This is a genomic window from Marinobacter sp. MDS2, from assembly GCF_030718085.1.
Classification (GTDB): Bacteria; Pseudomonadota; Gammaproteobacteria; order Pseudomonadales; family Oleiphilaceae; genus Marinobacter.
Genome location: NZ_JAVAJF010000004.1, coordinates 160403 through 182220 on the forward strand (window position 1 = coordinate 160403; position 21818 = coordinate 182220).

The window sequence follows — 21818 nt, forward strand, 5'->3', positions numbered from 1 at the left end:
CTCCTACTTGTCGGCGACCTTGACGGTGATATGACAGGTGCGCTTCATAATACGGTCAGCGCGCCCCTTGGCTCGAGCTTTGATTCGCTTGAGCGTTGGGCCTTCATCCACCATGACAGTGGAGACCCGCAGATCATCAACGTCCAGACCTTCGTTGTGCTCAGCGTTAGCGATGGCAGATTCAAGAGCTTTCTTGATCACACCAGCCGCCTTCTTCGGGCTGAAAGTCAGAATATTCAGGGCGTCCTCAACAGCCTTGCCGCGTACTTGGTCAGCGACAAGACGCGCTTTCTGAGCTGAGAGGCGAGCGCCCTTATACTTGGCTGCTACTTCCATTTCTATTACCTCAGGATCAGCGTTTAGCTTTCTTGTCGGCCGCATGACCACGATAAGTACGCGTTGCCGCGAACTCACCCAGCTTATGTCCTACCATATCTTCGGTGACATAAACCGGCACGTGCTGCTTGCCGTTGTGGACTGCAATGGTCAGGCCTACCATCTCTGGGAAAATTGTCGACCGGCGGGACCAGGTTTTAATTGGACGCTTGTCGCTTTTTTCCAGAGCTGCCTCGACCTTCTTCAACAGATGCAGGTCTATAAAAGGACCTTTCTTTAAAGAACGTGGCACAGCAATTACCTCTATGTAGTCGTTTACTTGGCCGAACGACGACGTACTATCATCTTATCAGTACGTTTGTTCTTACGAGTCTTATGCCCTTTGGTCGGAACACCCCACGGAGTAACCGGGTGACGTCCACCAGAGGTACGCCCTTCACCACCACCATGCGGGTGGTCAACTGGGTTCATAGCAACACCACGTACTGTTGGACGTTTACCGCGCCAACGTGATGCACCCGCTTTACCAAGCTGCTTCAGACTGTGCTCGCTGTTGGATACTTCACCCAACGTAGCGCGACAATCTACAAGCACCTTACGCATTTCACCTGAACGCAGGCGGATAGTGGCGTAAGCCCCTTCCCTTGCAACCAGCTGTACGGATGCGCCCGCAGAGCGAGCCAGCTGAGCACCTTTGCCAGGCTTGAGTTCGACGCAGTGAATCACTGAACCAACCGGAATGTTCCGGAGCGGCAAAGTGGAACCCACCTTGATCGGCGCGTCGACGCCGGAGCGCACAGGATCGCCAGCCTTCATGCCTTTAGGAGCGATGATGTAACGACGCTCGCCATCGGCATACTTGACCAACGCAATGTGCGCTGAACGGTTAGGATCGTATTCCAGGCGCTCAATGACCGCCGGGATACCATCTTTAGTCCGCTTAAAATCGATTACACGGTAGTGCTGCTTGTGGCCACCACCAATGTGACGACTGGTAATACGGCCATTGTTATTACGGCCACCAGTCCTACTCTGTGCTTCTACCAACGACTGGTATGGGCGCCCTTTGTGCAAATCCGGGTTGTAAAGCTTTACAACGTGACGGCGTCCGGCAGATGTTGGTTTGGTCTTGACGATCGGCATATTACGACCCCTTTACCTTATTCCACATCCAGAAAATCGATGTCCTGACCTTCTGCCAGCTTAACGTAAGCCTTACGAATGTCATTACGCTTGCCGAACCCGCGGATAGTGCGCTTAAGCTTACCCTTACGGTTCAGAACCTGAACACCTTCTACGGTGACGTTGAACAGCTGCTCAACGGCTTTCTTGATCTCGGGCTTGGTCGCATCAGGGGCAACACGAAAAACCACCTGACCGTGCTCCGCTACGCGAGAAGCTTTCTCTGACACGAGTGGTCCAAGCAGGACCTTGTAAATACGTTCCTGATTCATCCCAGCATCTCCTCGATCTTCTTCAGAGCGGGAACAGTGACCACGACCTTCTCGTAGGCAACCAGGCTAACAGGGTCCAGACCTGCAACGTCGCGAACGTCCACGTGAGGGATGTTGCGAGAAGCAAGGTGCAGGTTCTGCTCAACGGTCTCGGACAGAATCAGGGCATTGGAAACACCCAGGTCTGCGAGCTTCGCTGTGAACACCTTGGTTTTCGGAGTATCGACGCTGATCTCGTCAACCACTACCAGACGCTCCTGACGAACCAGCTCGGAAAGGATCGAGCACATGGCCGCACGGTACATCTTACGGTTAACTTTCTGTTCAAAGTCGCGAGGCTTGGCAGCGAACGTTACGCCACCTGAACGCCAGATCGGGCTACGAATGGTGCCAGCACGTGCACGGCCAGTACCTTTTTGACGCCAAGGCTTCTTACCACCACCTCTGACTTCAGAACGTGTCTTCTGAGCCTTGGTACCCTGACGGCCAGCTGCCATGTATGCAGTAACCACCTGGTGAACCAGAGCTTCGTTAAAATCTTTGGCAAATGCAGCATCGGAAACAGAGATTCCCTTGCCGCTACCAGTAATTGTCAATTCCATCGAACCGCTCCTCAGGCTTTGACTGCAGGCTTGATGACAACATCGCCGCCAGTTGCGCCGGGTACGGCACCACTTACTAGCAGCAGGTTGCGCTCGGCATCGACACGGACAACCTTGAGGTTCTGCACGGTAACCTGCGCATTACCCATCTGACCGGCCATCTTTTTACCCTTAAATACCTTACCCGGAGTTTGGTTCTGACCAATGGAACCCGGAGCACGGTGAGAAAGGGAGTTACCGTGGGTAGCATCCTGCATGGAGAAGTTCCAGCGCTTAACACCGCCCTGGAAGCCCTTACCCTTGGAGCGACCAGTGGCATCAACCACTTGACCGTCTTCGAATACAGAGACTGTCAGCTCGCCGCCAGCGGCCAGCTCTTCACCTTCACCATCTGCCAAACGGAATTCCCAGGAACCACGACCGGCTTCAACGCCAGCTTTTGCGTAGTGACCTGCTTCCGCCTTAGTAACACGGGAGGAACGACGAGAACCTACGGTTACCTGAACTGCGCGGTAGCCGTCGTTTTCGAGAGTTTTGAGTTGAGTAATCCGGTTGGGCTCAACCTCGATTACTGTAACAGGCAACGCCTGTCCATCTTCCGTAAAAATACGGGTCATACCGGCCTTACGACCGACAACACCAATTGCCATGTTTCACCTCTTAAGTGTACGGGGCTCGCACCCTCTATGGCCTATGACAGTTACACACTCTAATACCAAACGGTATTAGCCGAGGCTGATCTGAACGTCTACACCTGCTGCCAGGTCCAACTTCATCAGAGCATCCACTGTCTTTTCCGTAGGCTCAACAATGTCGAGCAAACGCTTGTGCGTACGAATTTCATACTGGTCACGCGCGTCTTTGTTGACGTGCGGGGATACCAGTATCGTGTACTTTTCCTTCCGCGTCGGCAGAGGAATAGGACCACGAACTTGAGCGCCAGTCCGCTTAGCGGTATCGACGATCTCCTGCGTGGACTGGTCGATAAGACGATAATCAAACGCCTTCAACCGGATTCGAATTTTTTGGCTTTGCATGATGCACCAAACTCCACTCGTAGCAGCTACTAGTTAGCCGACCTTCAAAAAAAGGAGCCGCATTGTATGCATAATACCCAACCGTGTCAACTGCCGAAGCAATTGACACGGTTGGGATAGCTTTGCGACCTAAACAGAAAAAGGGGCTGAGAATTTTCAGCCCCTTTTTCCTGATCAACCGAGCCTATTACTCGATGATCTTGGCAACAACACCGGCACCAACGGTACGGCCGCCTTCACGAATCGCGAAGCGCAGACCATCTTCCATGGCGATCGGAGCGATCAGAGTAACAACCATCTGAACGTTGTCACCCGGCATTACCATCTCAACACCTTCCGGCAGTTCGCAAGAACCGGTCACGTCAGTGGTCCGGAAGTAGAACTGAGGACGGTAGCCCTTGAAGAACGGAGTATGACGACCACCTTCTTCTTTGGACAATACGTACACTTCACACTCAAACTTGGTGTGCGGGTTGATAGAACCCGGTACGCACAGAACCTGACCACGCTCAACGTCGTCACGCTTGGTACCACGCAGCAGAACACCTACGTTCTCACCAGCACGACCTTCGTCCAGCAGCTTACGGAACATCTCAACGCCAGTACAAGTTGTCTTCACAGTATCTTTGATACCAACGATTTCAACTTCTTCACCAACCTTGATGATACCGCGCTCTACACGACCGGTTACAACTGTACCACGGCCAGAGATAGAGAATACGTCCTCGATCGGCATCAGGAACGGCTGATCAACAGCACGCTCAGGATCCGGGATGTACGCATCCAGAGCTTCTACCAGCTTCTTAACAGCGGTAGTACCCATTTCGTTGTCGTCTTTGCCTTCCAGAGCCATCAACGCCGAACCGGTAACGATCGGAGTGTCGTCGCCCGGGAAGTCGTACATGCTCAGCAGGTCACGAACTTCCATCTCAACCAGCTCAAGCAGCTCTTCATCGTCTACCATGTCCGCTTTGTTCAGGAACACAACGATGTAAGGAACGCCAACCTGACGAGACAGCAGGATGTGCTCACGAGTCTGCGGCATAGGGCCGTCAGCTGCGGAACAAACCAGGATCGCGCCATCCATCTGAGCCGCACCAGTGATCATGTTTTTAACATAGTCAGCGTGGCCCGGGCAGTCTACGTGTGCGTAGTGACGGCTTGGGGAATCGTACTCAACGTGTGAAGTGGCGATGGTTATACCACGTGCACGCTCTTCCGGTGCGTTATCGATCTGGTCGAAAGCACTTGCAGAACCTGTACCCCAAACTTCGTGACATACACGAGTCAGAGCAGCGGTCAGAGTGGTCTTACCATGGTCAACGTGACCGATGGTACCGACGTTTACGTGCGGCTTACTACGTTCAAATTTTTCTTTAGACACGGTTACACCTCTTCCTGTTTCTTAAGTCCTGGGGATCAACCCTTTTTAATGATCGCTTCGGCAATGTTCGAAGGAGCTTCCATATAACGGGAGAACTCCATCGCATAAGACGCCCGACCCTGTGTCGCTGAACGCAGATCAGTGGCGTAACCAAACATTTCCGACAACGGAACTTCTGCGCGGATGATCTTGCCCGCAGGGCCGTCATCCATACCCTGAATGAGACCACGACGACGGTTCAAGTCACCGACGACGTCACCCATGTATTCTTCAGGGCTGACAACTTCAACTTTCATGACCGGCTCCAGAAGCGCAGGATTGGCTTCCAGTGCACCTTTCTTCATTGCCATGGAACCGGCAACTTTAAAGGCCATTTCGTTGGAGTCAACATCGTGATACGAACCGTCGTACAGAGTCGCTTTGATGCGCAGCAACGGATAGCCTGCAAGGCAACCGTTCTGCATCTGCTCAGCGATACCCTGCTGTACAGCCGGGATGTATTCCTTGGGAACCACACCACCTACGATCTCGTTCACGAAGATGAAGTTTTCGCCATCTTCCTCATCCAGCGGCAGCGGCTCAAGCTTAACCTTGACGTGACCGTACTGACCACGACCACCAGACTGACGAACGAACTTACCTTCAACATCAACCGGCTTACGAATGCACTCGCGGTAGGCAACCTGAGGCTTACCAATGTTCGCCTCTACCTTGAACTCACGACGCATACGATCAACGATGATATCCAGGTGAAGCTCACCCATACCGGAGATGATGGTCTGACCGGATTCTTCATCGGTGCGCACACGGAAAGACGGATCTTCCTGGGCCAACTTACCCAAGGCCACACCCATTTTCTCTTGGTCAGCCTTAGACTTCGGCTCAACAGCTACAGAGATAACCGGCTCAGGGAACTCCATGCGCTCGAGAATGATCTTATGATTCTCATCACACAAAGTATCACCAGTGGTGACGTTCTTCAGACCGATTGCCGCAGCAATGTCGCCGGCCAGAACCTCTTTGATCTCTTCACGGTCGTTCGCGTGCATCTGAACCATACGGCCCACACGCTCTTTTTTGCCTTTCACCGAGTTGAATACGGAATTACCGGACTCAAGCTTACCGGAGTATACGCGGAAGAAGGTCAAAGCACCCACGAACGGGTCAGTCGCAATCTTGAACGCCAGAGCGGCGAACGGTGCGTTGTCATCAACAGGACGAGTTTCTTCGGTACCTTCGTCGTCGACTTCACCACGGATGGCGCGAACTTCGTCAGGAGCTGGCAGGTATTCAATAACCGCATCCAGAACCGCAGGAACACCCTTGTTCTTGAACGCAGAACCACAGCAAGCCAGAACGATTTCGTTGGCCAAGGTACGAGCGCGAAGACCCGCTTTGATCTCTTCCAGGGTAAGTTCGCCACCCTCGAGATACTTGTCCATGTACTCTTCGTTCGCTTCAGCGGCTGCTTCAATCAGCGCTTCACGGTATTCCTGAACCTGGTCAACCATATCCGCAGGAACTTCGTCCTCGCGGTAGGTCATACCCAGATCGTCGTCACTCCAGTAGATCGCCTTATTGCGCAGCAGATCCACAACACCCGCGAACTGATCTTCCGCACCAATCGGCAACTGAAGAGGCACAGGAGTAGCACCGAGGCGAGCTTTGATCTGCTCAACCACGCGCAGGAAGTCTGCGCCAGCACGGTCCATTTTGTTCACGAAAACCATGCGAGGCACTTCGTACTTGTTCGCCTGGCGCCAAACAGTCTCAGACTGAGGCTCAACACCAGAGGAACCACAGAACACAACTACCGCACCATCAAGAACACGCAAGGAACGCTCAACTTCGATCGTGAAGTCAACGTGTCCCGGTGTGTCGATGATGTTTACGCGGTGCTCATCGAACTGCTTGTCCATACCCTGCCAGAATGTGGTAACAGCGGCAGAGGTGATGGTAATACCACGCTCCTGCTCTTGCTCCATCCAGTCAGTGGTAGACGCGCCATCATGGGTTTCACCCATCTTATGACTACGACCCGTATAGTAAAGAATACGCTCGGTCGTGGTGGTCTTGCCCGCATCAACGTGCGCACAGATACCAATGTTTCTGTAACGTTTAATCGGTGTTTTGCGTGCCACTGTATAAACCTCGGCTGTTTAGAAACGGAAGTGAGAGAAGGCCTTGTTGGCCTCTGCCATGCGGTGTACGTCTTCACGCTTCTTAACTGCAGAACCTTTGCTCTCGGCCGCATCAAGAATTTCGCCAGCAAGACGCTGAGCCATGGACTTTTCACCACGCTTCCGAGAGAACTCCACCAACCAACGCATGGCCAGCGCATTCTGACGGGAAGGCCGTACTTCTACAGGCACCTGGTAAGTAGCACCACCCACACGACGGGACTTAACCTCGACCATCGGCTGGATGTTTTCCAGGGCCTTCTCGAACATGTCGATCGGCTCTTCATTAGACTTCTCGGCAACAATTGTCAGAGCACCGTAAACAATGCGCTCTGCAGTTGACTTCTTGCCGCTTTCCATCACGTGGTTGATGAATTTTGCAAGACGTGCACTGCCGAATTTAGGATCGGGAATGATTTCCCGCTTTGCTGCAACTCTTCTTCTAGGCATCGATAAGCCCTTATATTTAAAGGTCTTCAGGAACCCCTGAGATAGCAATAGCTACTCAGCCTTACTCTTACCGTTCTAACAAGCAACGATAAAAGACACCCGTCTGGGACATTAGGACTTGGGTCGTTTTGCACCGTACTTGGAGCGGCCCTGCTTACGGTTTTGAACACCTTGGGTATCCAAAGTACCGCGAACAGTGTGATAGCGCACACCCGGAAGGTCTTTTACTCGACCGCCACGGATCAACACAACACTGTGCTCCTGAAGGTTGTGACCTTCACCACCAATGTATGACGAAACCTCGAAGCCGTTAGTCAGACGAACACGGCACACTTTACGCAGTGCTGAGTTCGGCTTCTTCGGCGTTGTGGTGTATACACGAGTACATACACCACGGCGCTGAGGACAGGCCTGAAGAGCAGGAACATCGCTCTTGGCTACCTTGCGCTTACGAGGCTTACGCACCAACTGATTAATCGTTGCCATGTAAGCAAACTCCAAAAAACCATACCAATGAAACTTACCCTCCATACAGAGGGTAAAATTTAGGGTCGCAAGTTTAAGCCTGCGCCCGGGCACAGTCAAGACGACTGTTCTCTTTTTAACCACTCCCCGAGTAGGTATCTACCCGGGGGTGGCACGCTTTTTCAATCAGAGTTCGCGATTGAGTTCTGCGCTCAGAGCCTCTTCGACATCCGCAGCCGTTACGCCCTGCTCTTCCAGGTCGCGGCGACGGCGCCTTGCACTGTGATAAGCCAAACCGGTACCAGCCGGAATCAGTCGACCCACCACAACGTTTTCTTTCAGGCCGCGCAGGTAGTCACGCTTACCAGTGACCGCACCTTCGGTAAGAACCCGTGTCGTTTCCTGGAACGAAGCTGCGGAGATGAACGATTCGGTCGCAAGCGATGCCTTGGTGATACCCAGCAACAGACGATCGAAACGTGCCGGCTCTTTATCAGCCGCCTCAGCTTTTTCGTTTTCTTCCAGAACATGAGTGATCTCAACCTGATCACCCGACAACAAGGTGGTATCGCCCGGATCGGTGATCTCCACTTTGCGCAACATCTGACGAACGATAACTTCAATGTGCTTATCGTTGATCACAACGCCCTGCAGGCGGTAAACGTCCTGAATTTCGTTGGTGATGTATTTGGCCAGCTCAACTACACCCAGCAGACGCAAAATGTCGTGCGGATTAGACGGGCCGTCAGAAATTACTTCACCTTTCTCAACCGTCTCACCTTCAAACACGTTCATCTGACGGTGTTTCGGAATCAGAACTTCATAGGCATCGCCATCTTTCGGAGTCAGAACCAGACGCTTCTTGCCCTTGGTTTCTTTACCGAACGACACAACACCACTGATTTCAGCCAGAATCGCAGACTCTTTCGGGCGACGCGCCTCGAACAAGTCGGCAACACGCGGCAGACCACCCGTAATGTCTCGAGTCTTCGAGCTTTCCTGCGGGATACGGGCTACAACGTCACCCAGCTCCACTTTCGCGCCATTCGACATGCTCACCAGAGCGTTCGCTGGCAGGAAGAAGATCGCGGCGCCACCACCCGGCAGCTCTGCCTCTTCACCGTTTTCATCCAGCAACTGAATCGCAGGACGAATGTCTTTACCGGCAGCAGGACGCTCTTTGGCGTCAATCACTTCCATCGTGGAAAGACCGGTCAGCTCATCAGCCTGGGTGCGGACAGTAATGCCCTCTTCCATGTTGACGAACTTGGCCGTACCTTTTGCTTCCGCAATGATTGGGTGCGTGTGCGGATCCCATTTGGCAACCGCAACACCCGCTTCTACCTCGTCACCGTTCTTAACAGACAGAACAGCACCATACGGCAGTTTGTACCACTCGCGCTCACGACCCTGCTCATCGGCGATCGCCAAGGCAGACGAACGAGAGATGACAACCAGTGAACCGTCGGTCTTCTCGATAGACTTCAGGTTGTGCAGACGGACCGTACCACCGTGCTTAACCTGAATGTTGTCGACAGCAGACGCCCGGCTCGCAGCACCACCGATGTGGAACGTACGCATGGTCAGCTGGGTACCCGGCTCACCGATGGACTGAGCAGCGATAACACCGACAGCCTCACCGACGTTAACCTGGTGACCACGAGCCAGATCACGGCCGTAACACATAGAACAGATGCCGTGGCGAGTCTCACAGGTAATCGCCGAGCGCACCCAGATTTCGTCCACACCCGCGCGCTCAACCAACTCGACGGTCTTCTCGTCAAGCAGAGTGCCGGCTTCAACAACTGCGTTTTCTTTGTCGGTCGGGGTAAACACATCCCGAGCGGTAACACGACCAAGCACACGATCGCCCAGCGGCACAACAACGTCACCACCTTCGATGTGCGGCGTCATCAGCAGGCCTTCGTCAGTGCCACAGTCTTCTACCGTGACAACCAGATCCTGGGATACGTCAACCAGACGACGGGTCAGGTAACCGGAGTTCGCGGTCTTCAGAGCCGTATCCGCAAGACCCTTACGAGCACCGTGAGTCGAGATAAAGTACTGGAGTACGTTCAGACCTTCACGGAAGTTCGCTGTGATCGGCGTTTCGATGATCGAGCCATCCGGCTTGGCCATCAAACCACGCATACCAGACAGCTGACGAATCTGGGCTGCGGAACCCCGAGCACCGGAATCGGCCATCATGTACACGGAGTTAAACGACTCCTGCATCAGTTCTTTGCCGTCTTCGCCTTTGACCGGCTGACCATCAGGACCAATCACCTGCTCCTGGGACAGCCGCTCCATCATCGCCTTCGACACTTTGTCGTTAGCGCGGGACCAGATATCGATAACCTTGTTGTACTTCTCACCCTGGGTCAGCAGACCAGAGGCGTACTGGTTTTCGATGTCTTTTACTTCGTCAGAAGCAGCGTCTACCAACTCGTACTTCTCTGGCGGAATCTCGAAGTCGTTAAAGCAGATCGAGATGCCCGAGCGAGTTGCGTAGTGGTAACCCATGTACATTAGCTGGTCGGCAAAGATAACGGTATCTTTGAGACCGGCATCCCGGTAACAGGTGTTGATCAGATTCGAGATCGCCTTTTTCACCATCGGCTTGTTGACGATGTCGAACGGCAGGCCATCAGGAACGATGTCAAACAACAGCGCACGACCAACCGTGGTATCCACGATACGGTAGGCTTCGCTGCGGGATCCGTCCTCCGCGATCGCAACTTCCTTAACGCGAATCTTCACCTTCGCCTGAAGATCAACCTTGCCCGCGCCGTAGGCACGGTGGGCTTCTTTCACGTCTGAGAATACGATGCCTTCACCGACAGCCGCATGGCGCTCACGCGTCATGTAATACAAGCCCAATACAACGTCCTGAGAAGGAACGATGATCGGCTCGCCGTTGGCCGGCGACAACACGTTGTTGGTAGACATCATCAACGCGCGGGCTTCAAGCTGAGCTTCCAGGGTCAGCGGTACGTGTACCGCCATCTGGTCACCGTCAAAGTCGGCGTTATAGGCCGCACACACCAGCGGGTGCAGCTGAATCGCTTTACCTTCGATCAGTACTGGCTCGAATGCCTGGATACCCAAACGGTGCAGTGTAGGCGCACGGTTCAACAGGATCGGGTGCTCACGGATGACTTCATCCAGAATGTCCCAGACCACACCTTCTTCGCGCTCAACCATTTTCTTGGCGGCTTTGATGGTGGTAGCCAGTCCGCGGTGCTCAAGCTTCGAGAAAATAAACGGCTTGAACAGCTCCAGAGCCATTTTCTTCGGAAGACCACACTGGTGCAGACGCAGGTAAGGACCAACCACGATGACCGAACGGCCAGAGTAGTCAACACGCTTACCAAGCAGGTTCTGACGGAAACGACCCTGCTTACCCTTGATCATGTCTGCCAGAGACTTCAGCGGGCGCTTGTTGGTGCCAGTGATAGCGCGACCACGACGACCGTTGTCCAGCAGTGCATCAACCGCTTCCTGAAGCATCCGCTTTTCGTTGCGCACAATAATGTCCGGAGCATTCAGCTCCAGCAGGCGCTTGAGACGGTTGTTCCGGTTGATTACCCGACGGTACAGATCGTTCAGGTCAGATGTCGCAAAACGCCCACCGTCCAGCGGTACCAGCGGACGCAAGTCCGGCGGCAGAACTGGCAGCACGGTCATCACCATGTCGCCCGGCTTGTTGCCGGAGTACAGGAAGGCCTCAAGAATCTTCAGGCGCTTGCTGAACTTTTTGATCTTGGTTTCGGAATTGGTCTGAGGAATCTCTTCGCGAAGACGATCCACTTCTTCCTGCAGATCGATATCCTGCAGCAATTCCTTAACGGCTTCGGCACCCATGCGGGCATCGAATTCATCACCGAACTCTTCCAGAGCTTCGTAGTACTGCTCATCGTTAAGCAGCTGGCCCTTTTCGAGGGTGGTCATGCCGGGATCGATAACAATAAAGCTCTCGAAGTACAGCACCCGCTCGATATCACGCAGGGTCATGTCCAGCATCAAGCCGATGCGGGACGGCAGTGACTTCAGGAACCAGATGTGAGCAACCGGGCTCGCCAGCTCAATGTGACCCATACGTTCACGACGAACGCTGGCCAGTGCAACTTCTACGCCACACTTTTCACAGATAACACCGCGGTGCTTGAGTCGCTTGTACTTACCGCACAAGCACTCGTAATCTTTGATCGGGCCGAAGATCTTGGCACAGAAAAGACCGTCACGCTCCGGCTTGAAGGTACGGTAGTTAATGGTCTCAGGCTTTTTCACTTCGCCAAAAGACCAGGAGCGAATCATGTCAGGCGATGCCAAACCAATACGGATGGCATCAAATTCCTTGCTCTGATTCTGGCTCTTGAGAAGATTCAGTAAATCTTTCATCAGTAAAAGCTCCGGATGGCGTTAATCTCGGGCGGGCACACTCAGTGCCCGCTCACGCTGCCAAAAAACTATTCGGCTCACTCGGATTCCAGCTCGATGTCGATACCCAACGAGCGGATTTCCTTGACAAGAACGTTGAAGGATTCGGGCATACCCGGCTCCATACGATGATCACCATCGACAATGTTCTTATACATCTTGGTCCGGCCGTTGACGTCATCGGACTTAACGGTAAGCATTTCCTGCAAGGTGTAGGCGGCACCGTATGCCTCCAACGCCCAGACTTCCATCTCACCGAAACGCTGACCACCGAACTGAGCCTTACCACCCAGCGGCTGCTGGGTAACCAAGCTGTACGAGCCGGTCGAACGCGCGTGCATCTTGTCGTCGATCAGGTGGTTCAGCTTGAGGATGTACATATAGCCAACGGTAACCGGACGATCGAAGGCATCACCGGTGCGGCCGTCGTAGAGTTTGGTCTGACCTGTCGTGCTCAGGCCGGCCAACTCAAGCATCCGCTTAACCTCAGCTTCCTCGGCACCATCAAATACCGGGGTTGCCATCGGAACACCGCCACGCAGATTGTTACAAAGCTCGAGAATTTCCTTATCGCTAAGGCTATCCAGATCGACTTTGAACACCTCATCCGAGTGGTTGTAGATCTGGTCCAGAAGCTCTCGAAGCTCAGCGACTTTGCGCTGCTCATCAAGCATCAGACTGATCCGCTCACCCAGACCTTTGGCTGCGGCACCCAAGTGGGTTTCCAGTACCTGACCAACGTTCATCCGCGACGGTACACCCAACGGGTTCAGAACGATATCAACGGTGTTTCCGAATTCATCGTAAGGCATATCCTCAATCGGCATAACCGCGGAGATAACACCTTTGTTACCGTGGCGTCCCGCCATTTTGTCACCCGGCTGGATACGACGCTTGATTGCCAGGTAAACCTTAACAATCTTCAGCACGCCCGGAGCCAGGTCATCGCCTTGCTGCAGCTTGCCTTTCTTGTCGTCGAAGCGCGCTTCATGCTCTTTCTTGCGCTCTTCCAGACCCTGCTCGGATTTTTCCAGAAGCTCATTCAGAGCTTCATCTTTCATCCGCAGCTTGAACCAGTCGGCACGCGGCAGTTCTGCCAAGTAGGCCTCATCCAGCTTAGCACCCTTTTTCAATCCGGGGCCGCTGATGACTTCCTGGTCCTTCAAGGCAACCAGCAAACGCTCGAAGGTCGCACCTTCAACGATGCGGTACTCGTCTTTCAAATCCTTGCGGTACTTATCAAGCTGCTCTTTTTCGATCGCTTGAGCACGGGCATCTTTTTCGATGCCGTCGCGGGTGAAGACCTGAACGTCGATCACCGTACCACGGGTACCTGTTGGAACCCGCTGTGACGTATCTTTCACGTCAGACGCTTTCTCACCGAAGATCGCACGCAGCAGTTTCTCCTCTGGAGTCAGCTGGGTTTCACCCTTAGGTGTCACCTTACCGACCAGGATATCCCCGGGGCCCACTTCTGCGCCGATGTAGACAATGCCGGACTCATCCAACTTGGCCAGCGCGCTTTCACCCACGTTTGGAATATCCGCGGTGATTTCTTCGCTACCCAATTTGGTATCACGAGCCACACAGGTCAGTTCCTGAATGTGGATGGTGGTCAGGCGGTCTTCCTGAACCACTTTCTCGGAGATAAGGATGGAATCCTCAAAGTTGTAACCGTTCCAGGGCATGAACGCGATGCGCATATTCTGGCCCAGAGCCAGCTCACCCAGATCGACAGACGGGCCGTCAGCCAATACGTCACCGCGCGCAATTTCATCGCCTTCACGAACGATGGAACGCTGGTTAATACAGGTGTTCTGGTTGGAGCGGGTGTACTTGGTCAGGTTGTAGATATCCACACCTGCGTCACCAGCTTCCGTTTCGCTCTGGTTTACACGAACAACGATACGCGCAGCATCCACGCTTTCAATTACACCACCACGACGTGCAGTCACACACACACCGGAGTCTTGGGCAACGGTACGCTCAACACCAGTACCGACCAGCGGCACCTGTGAAATAAGAGTCGGAACCGCCTGACGCTGCATGTTCGCACCCATCAAGGCACGGTTAGCATCGTCGTGCTCGAGGAACGGAATCAAAGACGCTGCCACCGATACAACCTGGCGCGGAGATACGTCCATGAAGTTGACCGCTTCTGGCGGAGCAACGGTAAACTCGTTCTGGTGACGCACAGTAACCAGCTCGTCAGTCAAACGCTTGCCTTCATCAGTGGCAGCACTCGCCTGAGCGATAACGTAGTTGCTCTCTTCGATCGCAGAGAGGTAGACCAGCTCATCAGTGACAACACCGTCTACAACTTTCCGGTACGGGCTTTCGAGGAAACCGTAGGAGTTGGAACGGGCGTATGTCGCCAACGAGTTGATCAGACCGATGTTCGGACCTTCCGGAGTCTCGATTGGGCAAACACGACCATAGTGAGTCGGGTGTACGTCTCGAACCTCAAAGCCTGCGCGCTCACGGGTCAGACCACCTGGGCCCAATGCCGAAATACGACGCTTGTGAGTCACCTCGGACAGCGGGTTGTTTTGGTCCATGAACTGAGACAGCTGACTGGAACCAAAGAACTCTTTAACAGCCGCAGCAACCGGCTTGGCGTTAATGAGATCCTGAGGCATCAAGCCTTCACTTTCTGCCAGGCTCAAACGCTCACGTACCGCACGTTCAACACGTACCAGACCTACACGGAACTGGTTTTCCGCCATTTCACCAACACAGCGAACACGACGGTTGCCGAGGTTATCGATATCATCGACCTGGCCCTGACCGTTACGAATCGCAATCAACGTTTTAAGAACGTCGATGATGTCTTCGTGAGTCAGGATACCTTCACCTGTACTTTCTTCACGACCCAGACGGCGGTTCAGCTTCATCCGGCCAACCGCAGACAGGTCATAACGCTCTTCGGAGAAGAACAGGTTGTTGAACAGATTCTCCGCAGATTCTTTCGTTGGCGGCTCGCCAGGACGCATCATGCGGTAGATTTCAACCAACGCTTCCAACGGAGTCCGGGTCGGATCGACACGCAGGGTGTCAGACATGAACGGACCACAGTCAAGGTCGTTGGTGTAGAGAGTTTCAAGCTCGGTGACACCGGCATCGAGGATCGTTTCCATCACCTCTTCGGTCAGCTCGGTGTTGCACTCAACCAGAACCTCACCGGTAGACGCATCGATCATGTCCTTGGCAAGAACCCGGCCGTACAGGTATTCCGTTGGAACTTCCAGCTCGGTAATACCCGCTTTCTCAAGCTGTTTGATATGACGAGCGGTAATCCGGCGCCCTTCTTCAGCAATGACATTACCTTCGTTATCCTTGATATCGAAGGTGGCTATGTCACCACGCAGACGGCTGGGAACCAGTTCAAGGTTACAAACCTCTTTGCCGATCGTGAACTTACTGGTCTCGAAGAACATGGCCAGCATTTGCTCTGAGGTGTAGCCCAGAGAGCGCAACAAGATCGAGGCCGGAAGCTTGCGTCGACGGTCAATACGAACGAAAACCGAATCTTTCGGATCGAATTCGAAGTCCAACCAAGAGCCACGGTAAGGAATCACTCGCGCTGAATACAACAGCTTACCAGACGAGTGAGTTTTGCCCTTGTCATGGTCAAAGAACACACCCGGCGACCGGTGCAGCTGGGAAACAATAACGCGCTCGGTACCGTTAATAACGAAGGTACCGTTCTCGGTCATCAGGGGCATTTCGCCCATGTAGACTTCTTGTTCTTTAATGTCCTTGATCGCCTTGTTGGACGATTCTCTATCATAAATGATCAAGCGGACTTTCACCCGCAGCGGCGCCGCGTACGTAACGCCCCGGAGCTGACATTCCTTGACGTCAAATACCGGCTCGCCGATCCGATAGCTCACATACTCGAGCGCGGCGTTGCCAGAGTAGCTGACAATCGGGAATACGGATTTGAACGCTGCGTGAAGACCGGTTTCCCGGCGGTCCTCAGGAGCGGCTTCCATTTGAAGGAAGTCCCGGAACGAATCCAGCTGAATAGACAGCAAATAGGGGACGTCCATCACGGAAGGCAATTTACTAAAGTCTTTGCGAATCCGCTTTTTTTCGGTGTAGGAGTAAGTCATCTGCATTCCCCAGCTTTAGACCTGATACCTGGTATCAAGAAGCAATCATGTGTTCTGCTTCGGGGCCGAGTTGCTCGGCATATTGCGCCGCCTTGAACAAGACTCTGGCTGCAGGTTATACATCTGAGATTAACCTGATATAGCCCACCAGACTCTATAGCATATACAACACAAAAAGGCCGGTGGCATATTGCCACCAGCCTCGCCGCGCCTACGGCGCGGTGTCGATCAACAACCGACTATTACTTAAGCTCAACAGAAGCGCCTGCTTCCTCAAGCTTCTTCTTGGCTTCTTCAGCCTCTTCCTTGCTAGCGCCTTCCTTAACAGTAGAAGGAGCGCCGTCAACCATTTCTTTCGCTTCTTTCAGGCCAAGACCTGTCAGCTCACGAACGGCCTTGATGGCGTTAACTTTCTTCTCGCCAGCACCGGTCAGAACAACGTCAAATTCAGTCTGCTCTTCAGCGGCTTCGCCACCGGCAGCAGCTGCAGGCGCAGCAGCAACAGCTGCAGCGGCAGAAACGTTGAACTTCTCTTCCATAGCTTCAACGAGCTCAACAACTTCCATTACGCTCATTTCAGCAATTGCATTCAAAATATCGTCTTTAGACAGAGCCATGACTTTCTCCCAAAAAATAAAATATGGTGTTCAACAGAATCAAGCAGCGTCTTGCTTCTGGTCGCGAACTGCAGCTACTACACGTGTAATTCTGCCCGGAATATCGTTCAGAGTACGTGCAAGCTTGGTTACTGGTGCCTGTGTAACAATAGCCAGCTTCGTCAACGCTTCGTGCAGCGTCGGCAGAGTGGCCAGGCGATCGATTTGCTCTGCACCCATCAGCTCACCGCCGACAGCCAGACCTTTGATCTCGAAAGCCTCTTTTTCTTTGGCGAAATCCTTCAACAGGCGCGCAGCGGCACCCGGATCTTCCATTGAAAAAGCCAGAATGGTCGGACCAACCAACGCAGAATCGATGCACTCGAACTCAGTACCTTTAATCGCAATCTTGGCAAGATTGTTACGAACAACCTGCAGATGTACGTTTTCAGCACGAGCCTTGGCACGAAGCGCCGTCATGTCACCAGAGGTAACACCACGATAGTCAGCCAAAACCACAGACAGAGCAGCACCAGCAGTCTCGTTGACTTCAGCGACGATCGCCTTCTTGTCTTCGAGTCTAATTGCCACTGGATTTCTCCTCGATTTCGCCGGGACAACCCCGGCAAACCCATCATTGCCCTTTAGACAAAGGGCGCCTTACGGTGTTTGGGTTCAGAGAGAACGTCTTCACACCGTCTGCGTAGGCGTTGCTTTAACCCGTGCGGCTCTTGTTGCCAAGAGCCTCGGGGGCCTACGGTCTTTGACAGCCTCGGCTTCCGCCTAGACTACAAAGTAACTACTGATCAGAGGCTCAAAGAACCCTGGTCAATAGTCAGGCCAGGACCCATGGTCGACGAGATGGTGATCTTCTTCAGATACACACCTTTAGACGACGCAGGCTTGGCCTTTTTAAGGTCTGCAATCAGAGCCTCAAGGTTTTCCTTGATGTTCTGAGCAGTAAATTCAACATTACCCAGCGGAGCGTGGATAATACCGTTCTTGTCAGTACGGTAGCGAACCTGACCGGCCTTGGCGTTCTTAACAGCAGTTTCAACGTCTGCAGTTACGGTGCCAACCTTCGGGTTAGGCATCAGGCCACGCGGCCCCAGGATCTGGCCCAGCTGACCAACAACACGCATTGCGTCCGGGGTTGCAATAACCACGTCGAAATCCATGTTGCCTTTCTTAACTTCTTCAGCCAAATCGTCCATACCAACGATGTCTGCGCCAGCAGCGGTCGCTTTTTCAGCGTTTGCACCCTGAGTAAAGACAGCTACGCGTACACTTTTTCCGGTACCGTGTGGCAGAACTGTGCTGCTACGTACTACCTGGTCAGATTTACGTGCATCTACACCCAGGTTTACAGCAACATCGACAGACTCTTTGAACTTAACAGCCTGACCTACTTCAGACAGCAGGGCGACCGCCTCGTCCACAGAGTATGCACGGGTAGAGTCTACTTTTTCAGCGATCAGCTGCTTACGCTTGCTCAACTTAGCCATCTTACAGACCCTCCACAGTCAGGCCCATACTACGGGCTGTTCCGGCAATGGTACGAACCGCTGCGTCCATATCGGCCGCCGTCAGATCCGGTTCTTTGGTCTTGGCAATCTCTTCGAGCTGAGCGCGCGTTACGGTGCCAACCTTTTCAGTATTGGGGCGACCGGAACCACTCTTAACACCTGCAGCCTTCTTCAACAGAACCGGCGCCGGCGGAGTCTTGGTAATAAAGGTAAAGCTGCGGTCACTGTAAACAGTGATAACAGTTGGAATCGGCAGACCAGGTTCAACACCTTGGGTCTGGGCGTTAAACGCCTTACAAAATTCCATGATGTTTACGCCGCGCTGACCCAGAGCAGGACCAACGGGGGGACTTGGGTTGGCCTGACCGGCAGCAACCTGAAGCTTGATATACGCTTCAATCTTCTTTGCCATGATAGTTCTCCTATGGGTTCAAACGCCTTTCGGCTCCCCGGTGATGACGCCTGCACTCTGCAGACACAAAAAGCCCGCTACGCCGTGGCGAGCGAGCTCTAATTTTCTAAGCCTGCTGTCAGTCTTTCTCGACCTGACCAAACTCCAGCTCTACCGGAGTCGAACGACCAAAGATCAGTACAGCAACCTTGACACGACTCTTGTCGTAATCCACTTCTTCGACCACACCATTAAAGTCGGCGAAGGGCCCTTCGATAACCCGAACAACCTCACCCGGCTCAAACAAAGTCTTGGGCTTAGGCTTATCTGCACCACTCTCTACGCGGCGCAGAATGGCTTCGGCTTCCCGCTCGGTGATCGGTGCTGGCTTTTCTTTGGTACCACCAATGAAGCCAAGCACACGCGGGGTATCTTTAACCAAGTGCCAAGACTCGTCATCCAGTTCCATCTGAACCAGAACATAGCCGGGGTAAAACTTGCGTTCGCTCTTGCGCTTTTTCCCGTCGCGCATCTCGACAACTTCCTCGGTCGGAACCAGGATGTCGCCAAACTTGTCTTCCATGCTTTCCAGAGCAACTCGCTCCTTAAGAGCGCGCATTACCTGCTTCTCAAAGCCAGAATACGCATGAACGACGTACCAGCGCTTAGCCATTGACACTCCTGTTAACCGATAAAGCCGGCGACAAGCCAACTGATCAGCGAGTCCATACCCCACAAAATCAACGAGACAACCAGCACAAACACCACAACAATAACGGTCGTCTGCACCAGCTCAGGTCTTGTGGGCCACACCACTTTCCGGATCTCTACACGCGCCTCTTTAAGCAGCGTCGCAAAACGGCGACCTTTATCGGTCTGCAGCGCAACATAAGCCGCCACAACACCCAACGCCACGAGAGCCAAAACCCGGTACAGCACGGACTCGGAACTGAAATACTGATTGCCTACCACTCCGGCAGCAATCAAAACGAAAACAACCAGCCATTTCACTAGATCGAAACGACTGGATGATTGAACGGCTCTTGACTCCATAGGAATCAGCTTATGTATCCGGATGTTAAAAAATGGCAGGCCAGGAGGGAATCGAACCCCCAACCTGCGGTTTTGGAGACCGCTGCTCTGCCAATTGAGCTACTGGCCTGCACCGAAACAACTCAGTGCAACACTACACTGTACAGCGAGTAACCCGAAGGTTACTCGATAATCTTTGCAACAACACCGGCACCAACGGTACGGCCGCCTTCACGAATCGCGAAGCGCAGACCATCTTCCATGGCGATCGGAGCGATCAGAGTAACAACCATCTGAACGTTGTCACCTGGCATTACCATCTCAACACCTTCCGGCAGCTCGCAAGAACCGGTCACGTCAGTGGTCCGGAAGTAGAACTGAGGACGGTAGCCCTTGAAGAACGGAGTATGACGACCACCTTCTTCTTTGGACAATACGTACACTTCACACTCAAACTTGGTGTGCGGGTTGATAGAACCCGGTACGCACAGAACCTGACCACGCTCAACGTCGTCACGCTTGGTACCACGCAGCAGAACACCTACGTTCTCACCAGCACGACCTTCGTCCAGCAGCTTACGGAACATCTCAACGCCAGTACAAGTTGTCTTCACAGTATCTTTGATACCAACGATTTCAACTTCTTCACCAACCTTGATGATACCGCGCTCTACACGACCGGTTACAACAGTACCACGGCCAGAGATAGAGAATACGTCCTCGATCGGCATCAGGAACGGCTGATCAACAGCACGCTCAGGATCCGGGATGTACGCATCCAGAGCTTCTACCAGCTTCTTAACAGCGGTAGTACCCATTTCGTTGTCGTCTTTGCCTTCCAGAGCCATCAACGCCGAACCGGTAACGATCGGAGTGTCGTCGCCCGGGAAGTCGTACATGCTCAGCAGGTCACGAACTTCCATCTCAACCAGCTCAAGCAACTCTTCATCGTCTACCATGTCCGCTTTGTTCAGGAACACAACGATGTAAGGAACGCCAACCTGACGAGACAGCAGGATGTGCTCACGAGTCTGCGGCATAGGGCCGTCAGCTGCGGAACAAACCAGGATCGCGCCATCCATCTGAGCCGCACCAGTGATCATGTTTTTAACATAGTCAGCGTGGCCCGGGCAGTCTACGTGTGCGTAGTGACGGCTTGGGGAATCGTACTCAACGTGTGAAGTGGCGATGGTTATACCACGTGCACGCTCTTCCGGTGCGTTATCGATCTGGTCGAAAGCACTTGCAGAACCTGTACCCCAAACTTCGTGACATACACGAGTCAGAGCAGCGGTCAGAGTGGTCTTACCATGGTCAACGTGACCGATGGTACCGACGTTAACGTGCGGCTTACTACGTTCAAATTTTTCTTTAGACATTCGACCAATCCCCCTAATCAACCAGGACCGTAACGTTGACCGGAATTAAAAGTGGAGCTCATGACCGGAATTGAACCGGTGACCTCATCCTTACCAAGGATGTGCTCTACCGACTGAGCTACATGAGCGAAAAACTAAATTGGAGCGGGCAGCGGGAATCGAACCCGCGTCATCAGCTTGGAAGGCTGAGGTAATAGCCACTATACGATGCCCGCGAGCAATAAGTGGTGGAGGGGGCTGGATTCGAACCAGCGAAGCTTTCGCGTCAGATTTACAGTCTGATCCCTTTGGCCACTCGGGAACCCCTCCAGTACAAACCCGCTTCGCGGATCTGCTCAAAACTAAAAAGTGGAGCTGGCGGACGGAATCGAACCCCCGACCTGCTGATTACAAGTCAGCTGCTCTACCAACTGAGCTACGCCAGCTCACAT

Annotated in this window: 20 protein-coding genes and 5 tRNA genes; all 25 read right to left on the bottom strand. The window is 53.3% G+C overall.

Annotated features, from left to right (window positions below; genetic code table 11):
- Positions 1-3: 3 nt before the first annotated feature.
- The 25 genes from rplV to Q9245_RS15405 all read right to left on the bottom strand — a co-directional run bounded on the left by rplV (position 4) and on the right by Q9245_RS15405 (position 21812).
- The gene (rplV, locus tag Q9245_RS15285; protein WP_044387658.1) at positions 4-336 is read right to left on the bottom strand and encodes a 50S ribosomal protein L22; all 333 of its coding nucleotides are present in this window, start codon (positions 334-336) and stop codon (positions 4-6) included.
- Between the two features lie 16 nt (positions 337-352).
- Positions 353-628: a 30S ribosomal protein S19 gene (gene rpsS, locus Q9245_RS15290; RefSeq protein WP_114335791.1), complete on the bottom strand. Its 276-nt coding sequence runs from the start codon at positions 626-628 to the stop codon at positions 353-355.
- 23 nt (positions 629-651) lie between these two features.
- Complete coding sequence (rplB, locus tag Q9245_RS15295; RefSeq protein WP_199007995.1) at positions 652-1479, bottom strand: 50S ribosomal protein L2; 828 nt, start codon at positions 1477-1479, stop codon at positions 652-654.
- Between the two features lie 17 nt (positions 1480-1496).
- Positions 1497-1790 (bottom strand): 50S ribosomal protein L23, encoded by a 294-nt coding sequence (gene rplW / locus Q9245_RS15300; protein WP_114335789.1) that lies wholly within the window; start codon positions 1788-1790, stop codon positions 1497-1499.
- Positions 1787-2392: a 50S ribosomal protein L4 gene (gene rplD / locus Q9245_RS15305; protein WP_114335788.1), complete on the bottom strand. Its 606-nt coding sequence runs from the start codon at positions 2390-2392 to the stop codon at positions 1787-1789. Before rplD ends, rplW begins: the two co-directional genes overlap by 4 nt.
- Before the next feature lie 11 nt (positions 2393-2403).
- Positions 2404-3042, bottom strand: coding sequence for a 50S ribosomal protein L3 (gene rplC / locus Q9245_RS15310; RefSeq protein ID WP_305897976.1), 639 nt, complete (start codon positions 3040-3042; stop codon positions 2404-2406).
- A gap of 75 nt (positions 3043-3117) precedes the next feature.
- Entirely contained in the window at positions 3118-3429 is a 312-nt protein-coding gene (rpsJ, locus tag Q9245_RS15315) for a 30S ribosomal protein S10 (RefSeq protein WP_041341420.1), read from the bottom strand.
- A 187-nt stretch (positions 3430-3616) separates the two neighbouring features.
- Positions 3617-4813 carry an elongation factor Tu gene (tuf, locus tag Q9245_RS15320; protein WP_199007996.1) on the bottom strand — a complete coding sequence of 399 codons (1197 nt, stop codon included), beginning with the start codon at positions 4811-4813 and terminating at the stop codon, positions 3617-3619.
- Positions 4814-4848: 35 nt separating this feature from the next.
- Positions 4849-6954: an elongation factor G gene (gene fusA, locus Q9245_RS15325; RefSeq protein WP_305897977.1), complete on the bottom strand. Its 2106-nt coding sequence runs from the start codon at positions 6952-6954 to the stop codon at positions 4849-4851.
- Between the two features lie 18 nt (positions 6955-6972).
- Positions 6973-7443, bottom strand: a complete 471-nt coding sequence (gene rpsG / locus Q9245_RS15330; protein ID WP_247065278.1) for a 30S ribosomal protein S7 — start codon at positions 7441-7443, stop codon at positions 6973-6975.
- Positions 7444-7554: 111 nt separating this feature from the next.
- The gene (rpsL, locus tag Q9245_RS15335; RefSeq protein ID WP_012139854.1) at positions 7555-7929 is read right to left on the bottom strand and encodes a 30S ribosomal protein S12; all 375 of its coding nucleotides are present in this window, start codon (positions 7927-7929) and stop codon (positions 7555-7557) included.
- A 165-nt stretch (positions 7930-8094) separates the two neighbouring features.
- Complete coding sequence (gene rpoC, locus Q9245_RS15340; protein ID WP_305897978.1) at positions 8095-12309, bottom strand: DNA-directed RNA polymerase subunit beta'; 4215 nt, start codon at positions 12307-12309, stop codon at positions 8095-8097.
- Between the two features lie 77 nt (positions 12310-12386).
- Positions 12387-16463, bottom strand: coding sequence for a DNA-directed RNA polymerase subunit beta (rpoB, locus tag Q9245_RS15345; protein ID WP_305897979.1), 4077 nt, complete (start codon positions 16461-16463; stop codon positions 12387-12389).
- Positions 16464-16705: 242 nt separating this feature from the next.
- Positions 16706-17080: a 50S ribosomal protein L7/L12 gene (gene rplL / locus Q9245_RS15350; protein WP_305897980.1), complete on the bottom strand. Its 375-nt coding sequence runs from the start codon at positions 17078-17080 to the stop codon at positions 16706-16708.
- A gap of 39 nt (positions 17081-17119) precedes the next feature.
- Positions 17120-17650, bottom strand: coding sequence for a 50S ribosomal protein L10 (gene rplJ, locus Q9245_RS15355; protein ID WP_199008001.1), 531 nt, complete (start codon positions 17648-17650; stop codon positions 17120-17122).
- Between the two features lie 215 nt (positions 17651-17865).
- A complete protein-coding gene (rplA, locus tag Q9245_RS15360; RefSeq protein WP_305897981.1) occupies positions 17866-18564 on the bottom strand; it encodes a 50S ribosomal protein L1 in 699 nt (232 codons plus the stop codon).
- Position 18565: 1 nt separating this feature from the next.
- Positions 18566-18997, bottom strand: coding sequence for a 50S ribosomal protein L11 (gene rplK / locus Q9245_RS15365; protein WP_199008003.1), 432 nt, complete (start codon positions 18995-18997; stop codon positions 18566-18568).
- 118 nt (positions 18998-19115) lie between these two features.
- Positions 19116-19649 (bottom strand): transcription termination/antitermination protein NusG, encoded by a 534-nt coding sequence (gene nusG, locus Q9245_RS15370; protein ID WP_114335776.1) that lies wholly within the window; start codon positions 19647-19649, stop codon positions 19116-19118.
- Between the two features lie 11 nt (positions 19650-19660).
- Positions 19661-20029 (bottom strand): preprotein translocase subunit SecE, encoded by a 369-nt coding sequence (gene secE, locus Q9245_RS15375; protein ID WP_199008004.1) that lies wholly within the window; start codon positions 20027-20029, stop codon positions 19661-19663.
- A 33-nt stretch (positions 20030-20062) separates the two neighbouring features.
- A tRNA-Trp gene (locus Q9245_RS15380) sits at positions 20063-20138 on the bottom strand.
- A gap of 52 nt (positions 20139-20190) precedes the next feature.
- Positions 20191-21387 (bottom strand): elongation factor Tu, encoded by a 1197-nt coding sequence (gene tuf / locus Q9245_RS15385; protein WP_199007996.1) that lies wholly within the window; start codon positions 21385-21387, stop codon positions 20191-20193.
- A gap of 52 nt (positions 21388-21439) precedes the next feature.
- A tRNA-Thr gene (locus Q9245_RS15390) sits at positions 21440-21515 on the bottom strand.
- Between the two features lie 12 nt (positions 21516-21527).
- A tRNA-Gly gene (locus Q9245_RS15395) sits at positions 21528-21602 on the bottom strand.
- A 10-nt stretch (positions 21603-21612) separates the two neighbouring features.
- Positions 21613-21696: transfer RNA gene (locus tag Q9245_RS15400), tRNA-Tyr, on the bottom strand.
- Positions 21697-21736: 40 nt separating this feature from the next.
- Positions 21737-21812: transfer RNA gene (locus Q9245_RS15405), tRNA-Thr, on the bottom strand.
- Positions 21813-21818: the final 6 nt, after the last annotated feature.

Excerpts from the sequence above, each read along its gene's own strand:
- rplV (WP_044387658.1), bottom strand. The coding sequence starts at position 336 with ATGGAAGTAGCAGCCAAGTATAAGGGCGCTCGCCTCTCAGCTCAGAAA.
- rplB (WP_199007995.1), bottom strand. The coding sequence starts at position 1,479 with ATGCCGATCGTCAAGACCAAACCAACATCTGCCGGACGCCGTCACGTT.
- rplW (WP_114335789.1), bottom strand. The coding sequence starts at position 1,790 with ATGAATCAGGAACGTATTTACAAGGTCCTGCTTGGACCACTCGTGTCA.
- rplD (WP_114335788.1), bottom strand. The coding sequence starts at position 2,392 with ATGGAATTGACAATTACTGGTAGCGGCAAGGGAATCTCTGTTTCCGAT.
- rplC (WP_305897976.1), bottom strand. The coding sequence starts at position 3,042 with ATGGCAATTGGTGTTGTCGGTCGTAAGGCCGGTATGACCCGTATTTTT.
- rpsJ (WP_041341420.1), bottom strand. The coding sequence starts at position 3,429 with ATGCAAAGCCAAAAAATTCGAATCCGGTTGAAGGCGTTTGATTATCGT.
- rpsG (WP_247065278.1), bottom strand. The coding sequence starts at position 7,443 with ATGCCTAGAAGAAGAGTTGCAGCAAAGCGGGAAATCATTCCCGATCCT.
- rpsL (WP_012139854.1), bottom strand. The coding sequence starts at position 7,929 with ATGGCAACGATTAATCAGTTGGTGCGTAAGCCTCGTAAGCGCAAGGTA.
- rpoC (WP_305897978.1), bottom strand. The coding sequence starts at position 12,309 with ATGAAAGATTTACTGAATCTTCTCAAGAGCCAGAATCAGAGCAAGGAA.
- rpoB (WP_305897979.1), bottom strand. The coding sequence starts at position 16,463 with ATGACTTACTCCTACACCGAAAAAAAGCGGATTCGCAAAGACTTTAGT.
- rplL (WP_305897980.1), bottom strand. The coding sequence starts at position 17,080 with ATGGCTCTGTCTAAAGACGATATTTTGAATGCAATTGCTGAAATGAGC.
- rplA (WP_305897981.1), bottom strand. The coding sequence starts at position 18,564 with ATGGCTAAGTTGAGCAAGCGTAAGCAGCTGATCGCTGAAAAAGTAGAC.
- rplK (WP_199008003.1), bottom strand. The coding sequence starts at position 18,997 with ATGGCAAAGAAGATTGAAGCGTATATCAAGCTTCAGGTTGCTGCCGGT.
- nusG (WP_114335776.1), bottom strand. The coding sequence starts at position 19,649 with ATGGCTAAGCGCTGGTACGTCGTTCATGCGTATTCTGGCTTTGAGAAG.
- secE (WP_199008004.1), bottom strand. The coding sequence starts at position 20,029 with ATGGAGTCAAGAGCCGTTCAATCATCCAGTCGTTTCGATCTAGTGAAA.
- tuf (WP_199007996.1), bottom strand. The coding sequence starts at position 21,387 with ATGTCTAAAGAAAAATTTGAACGTAGTAAGCCGCACGTTAACGTCGGT.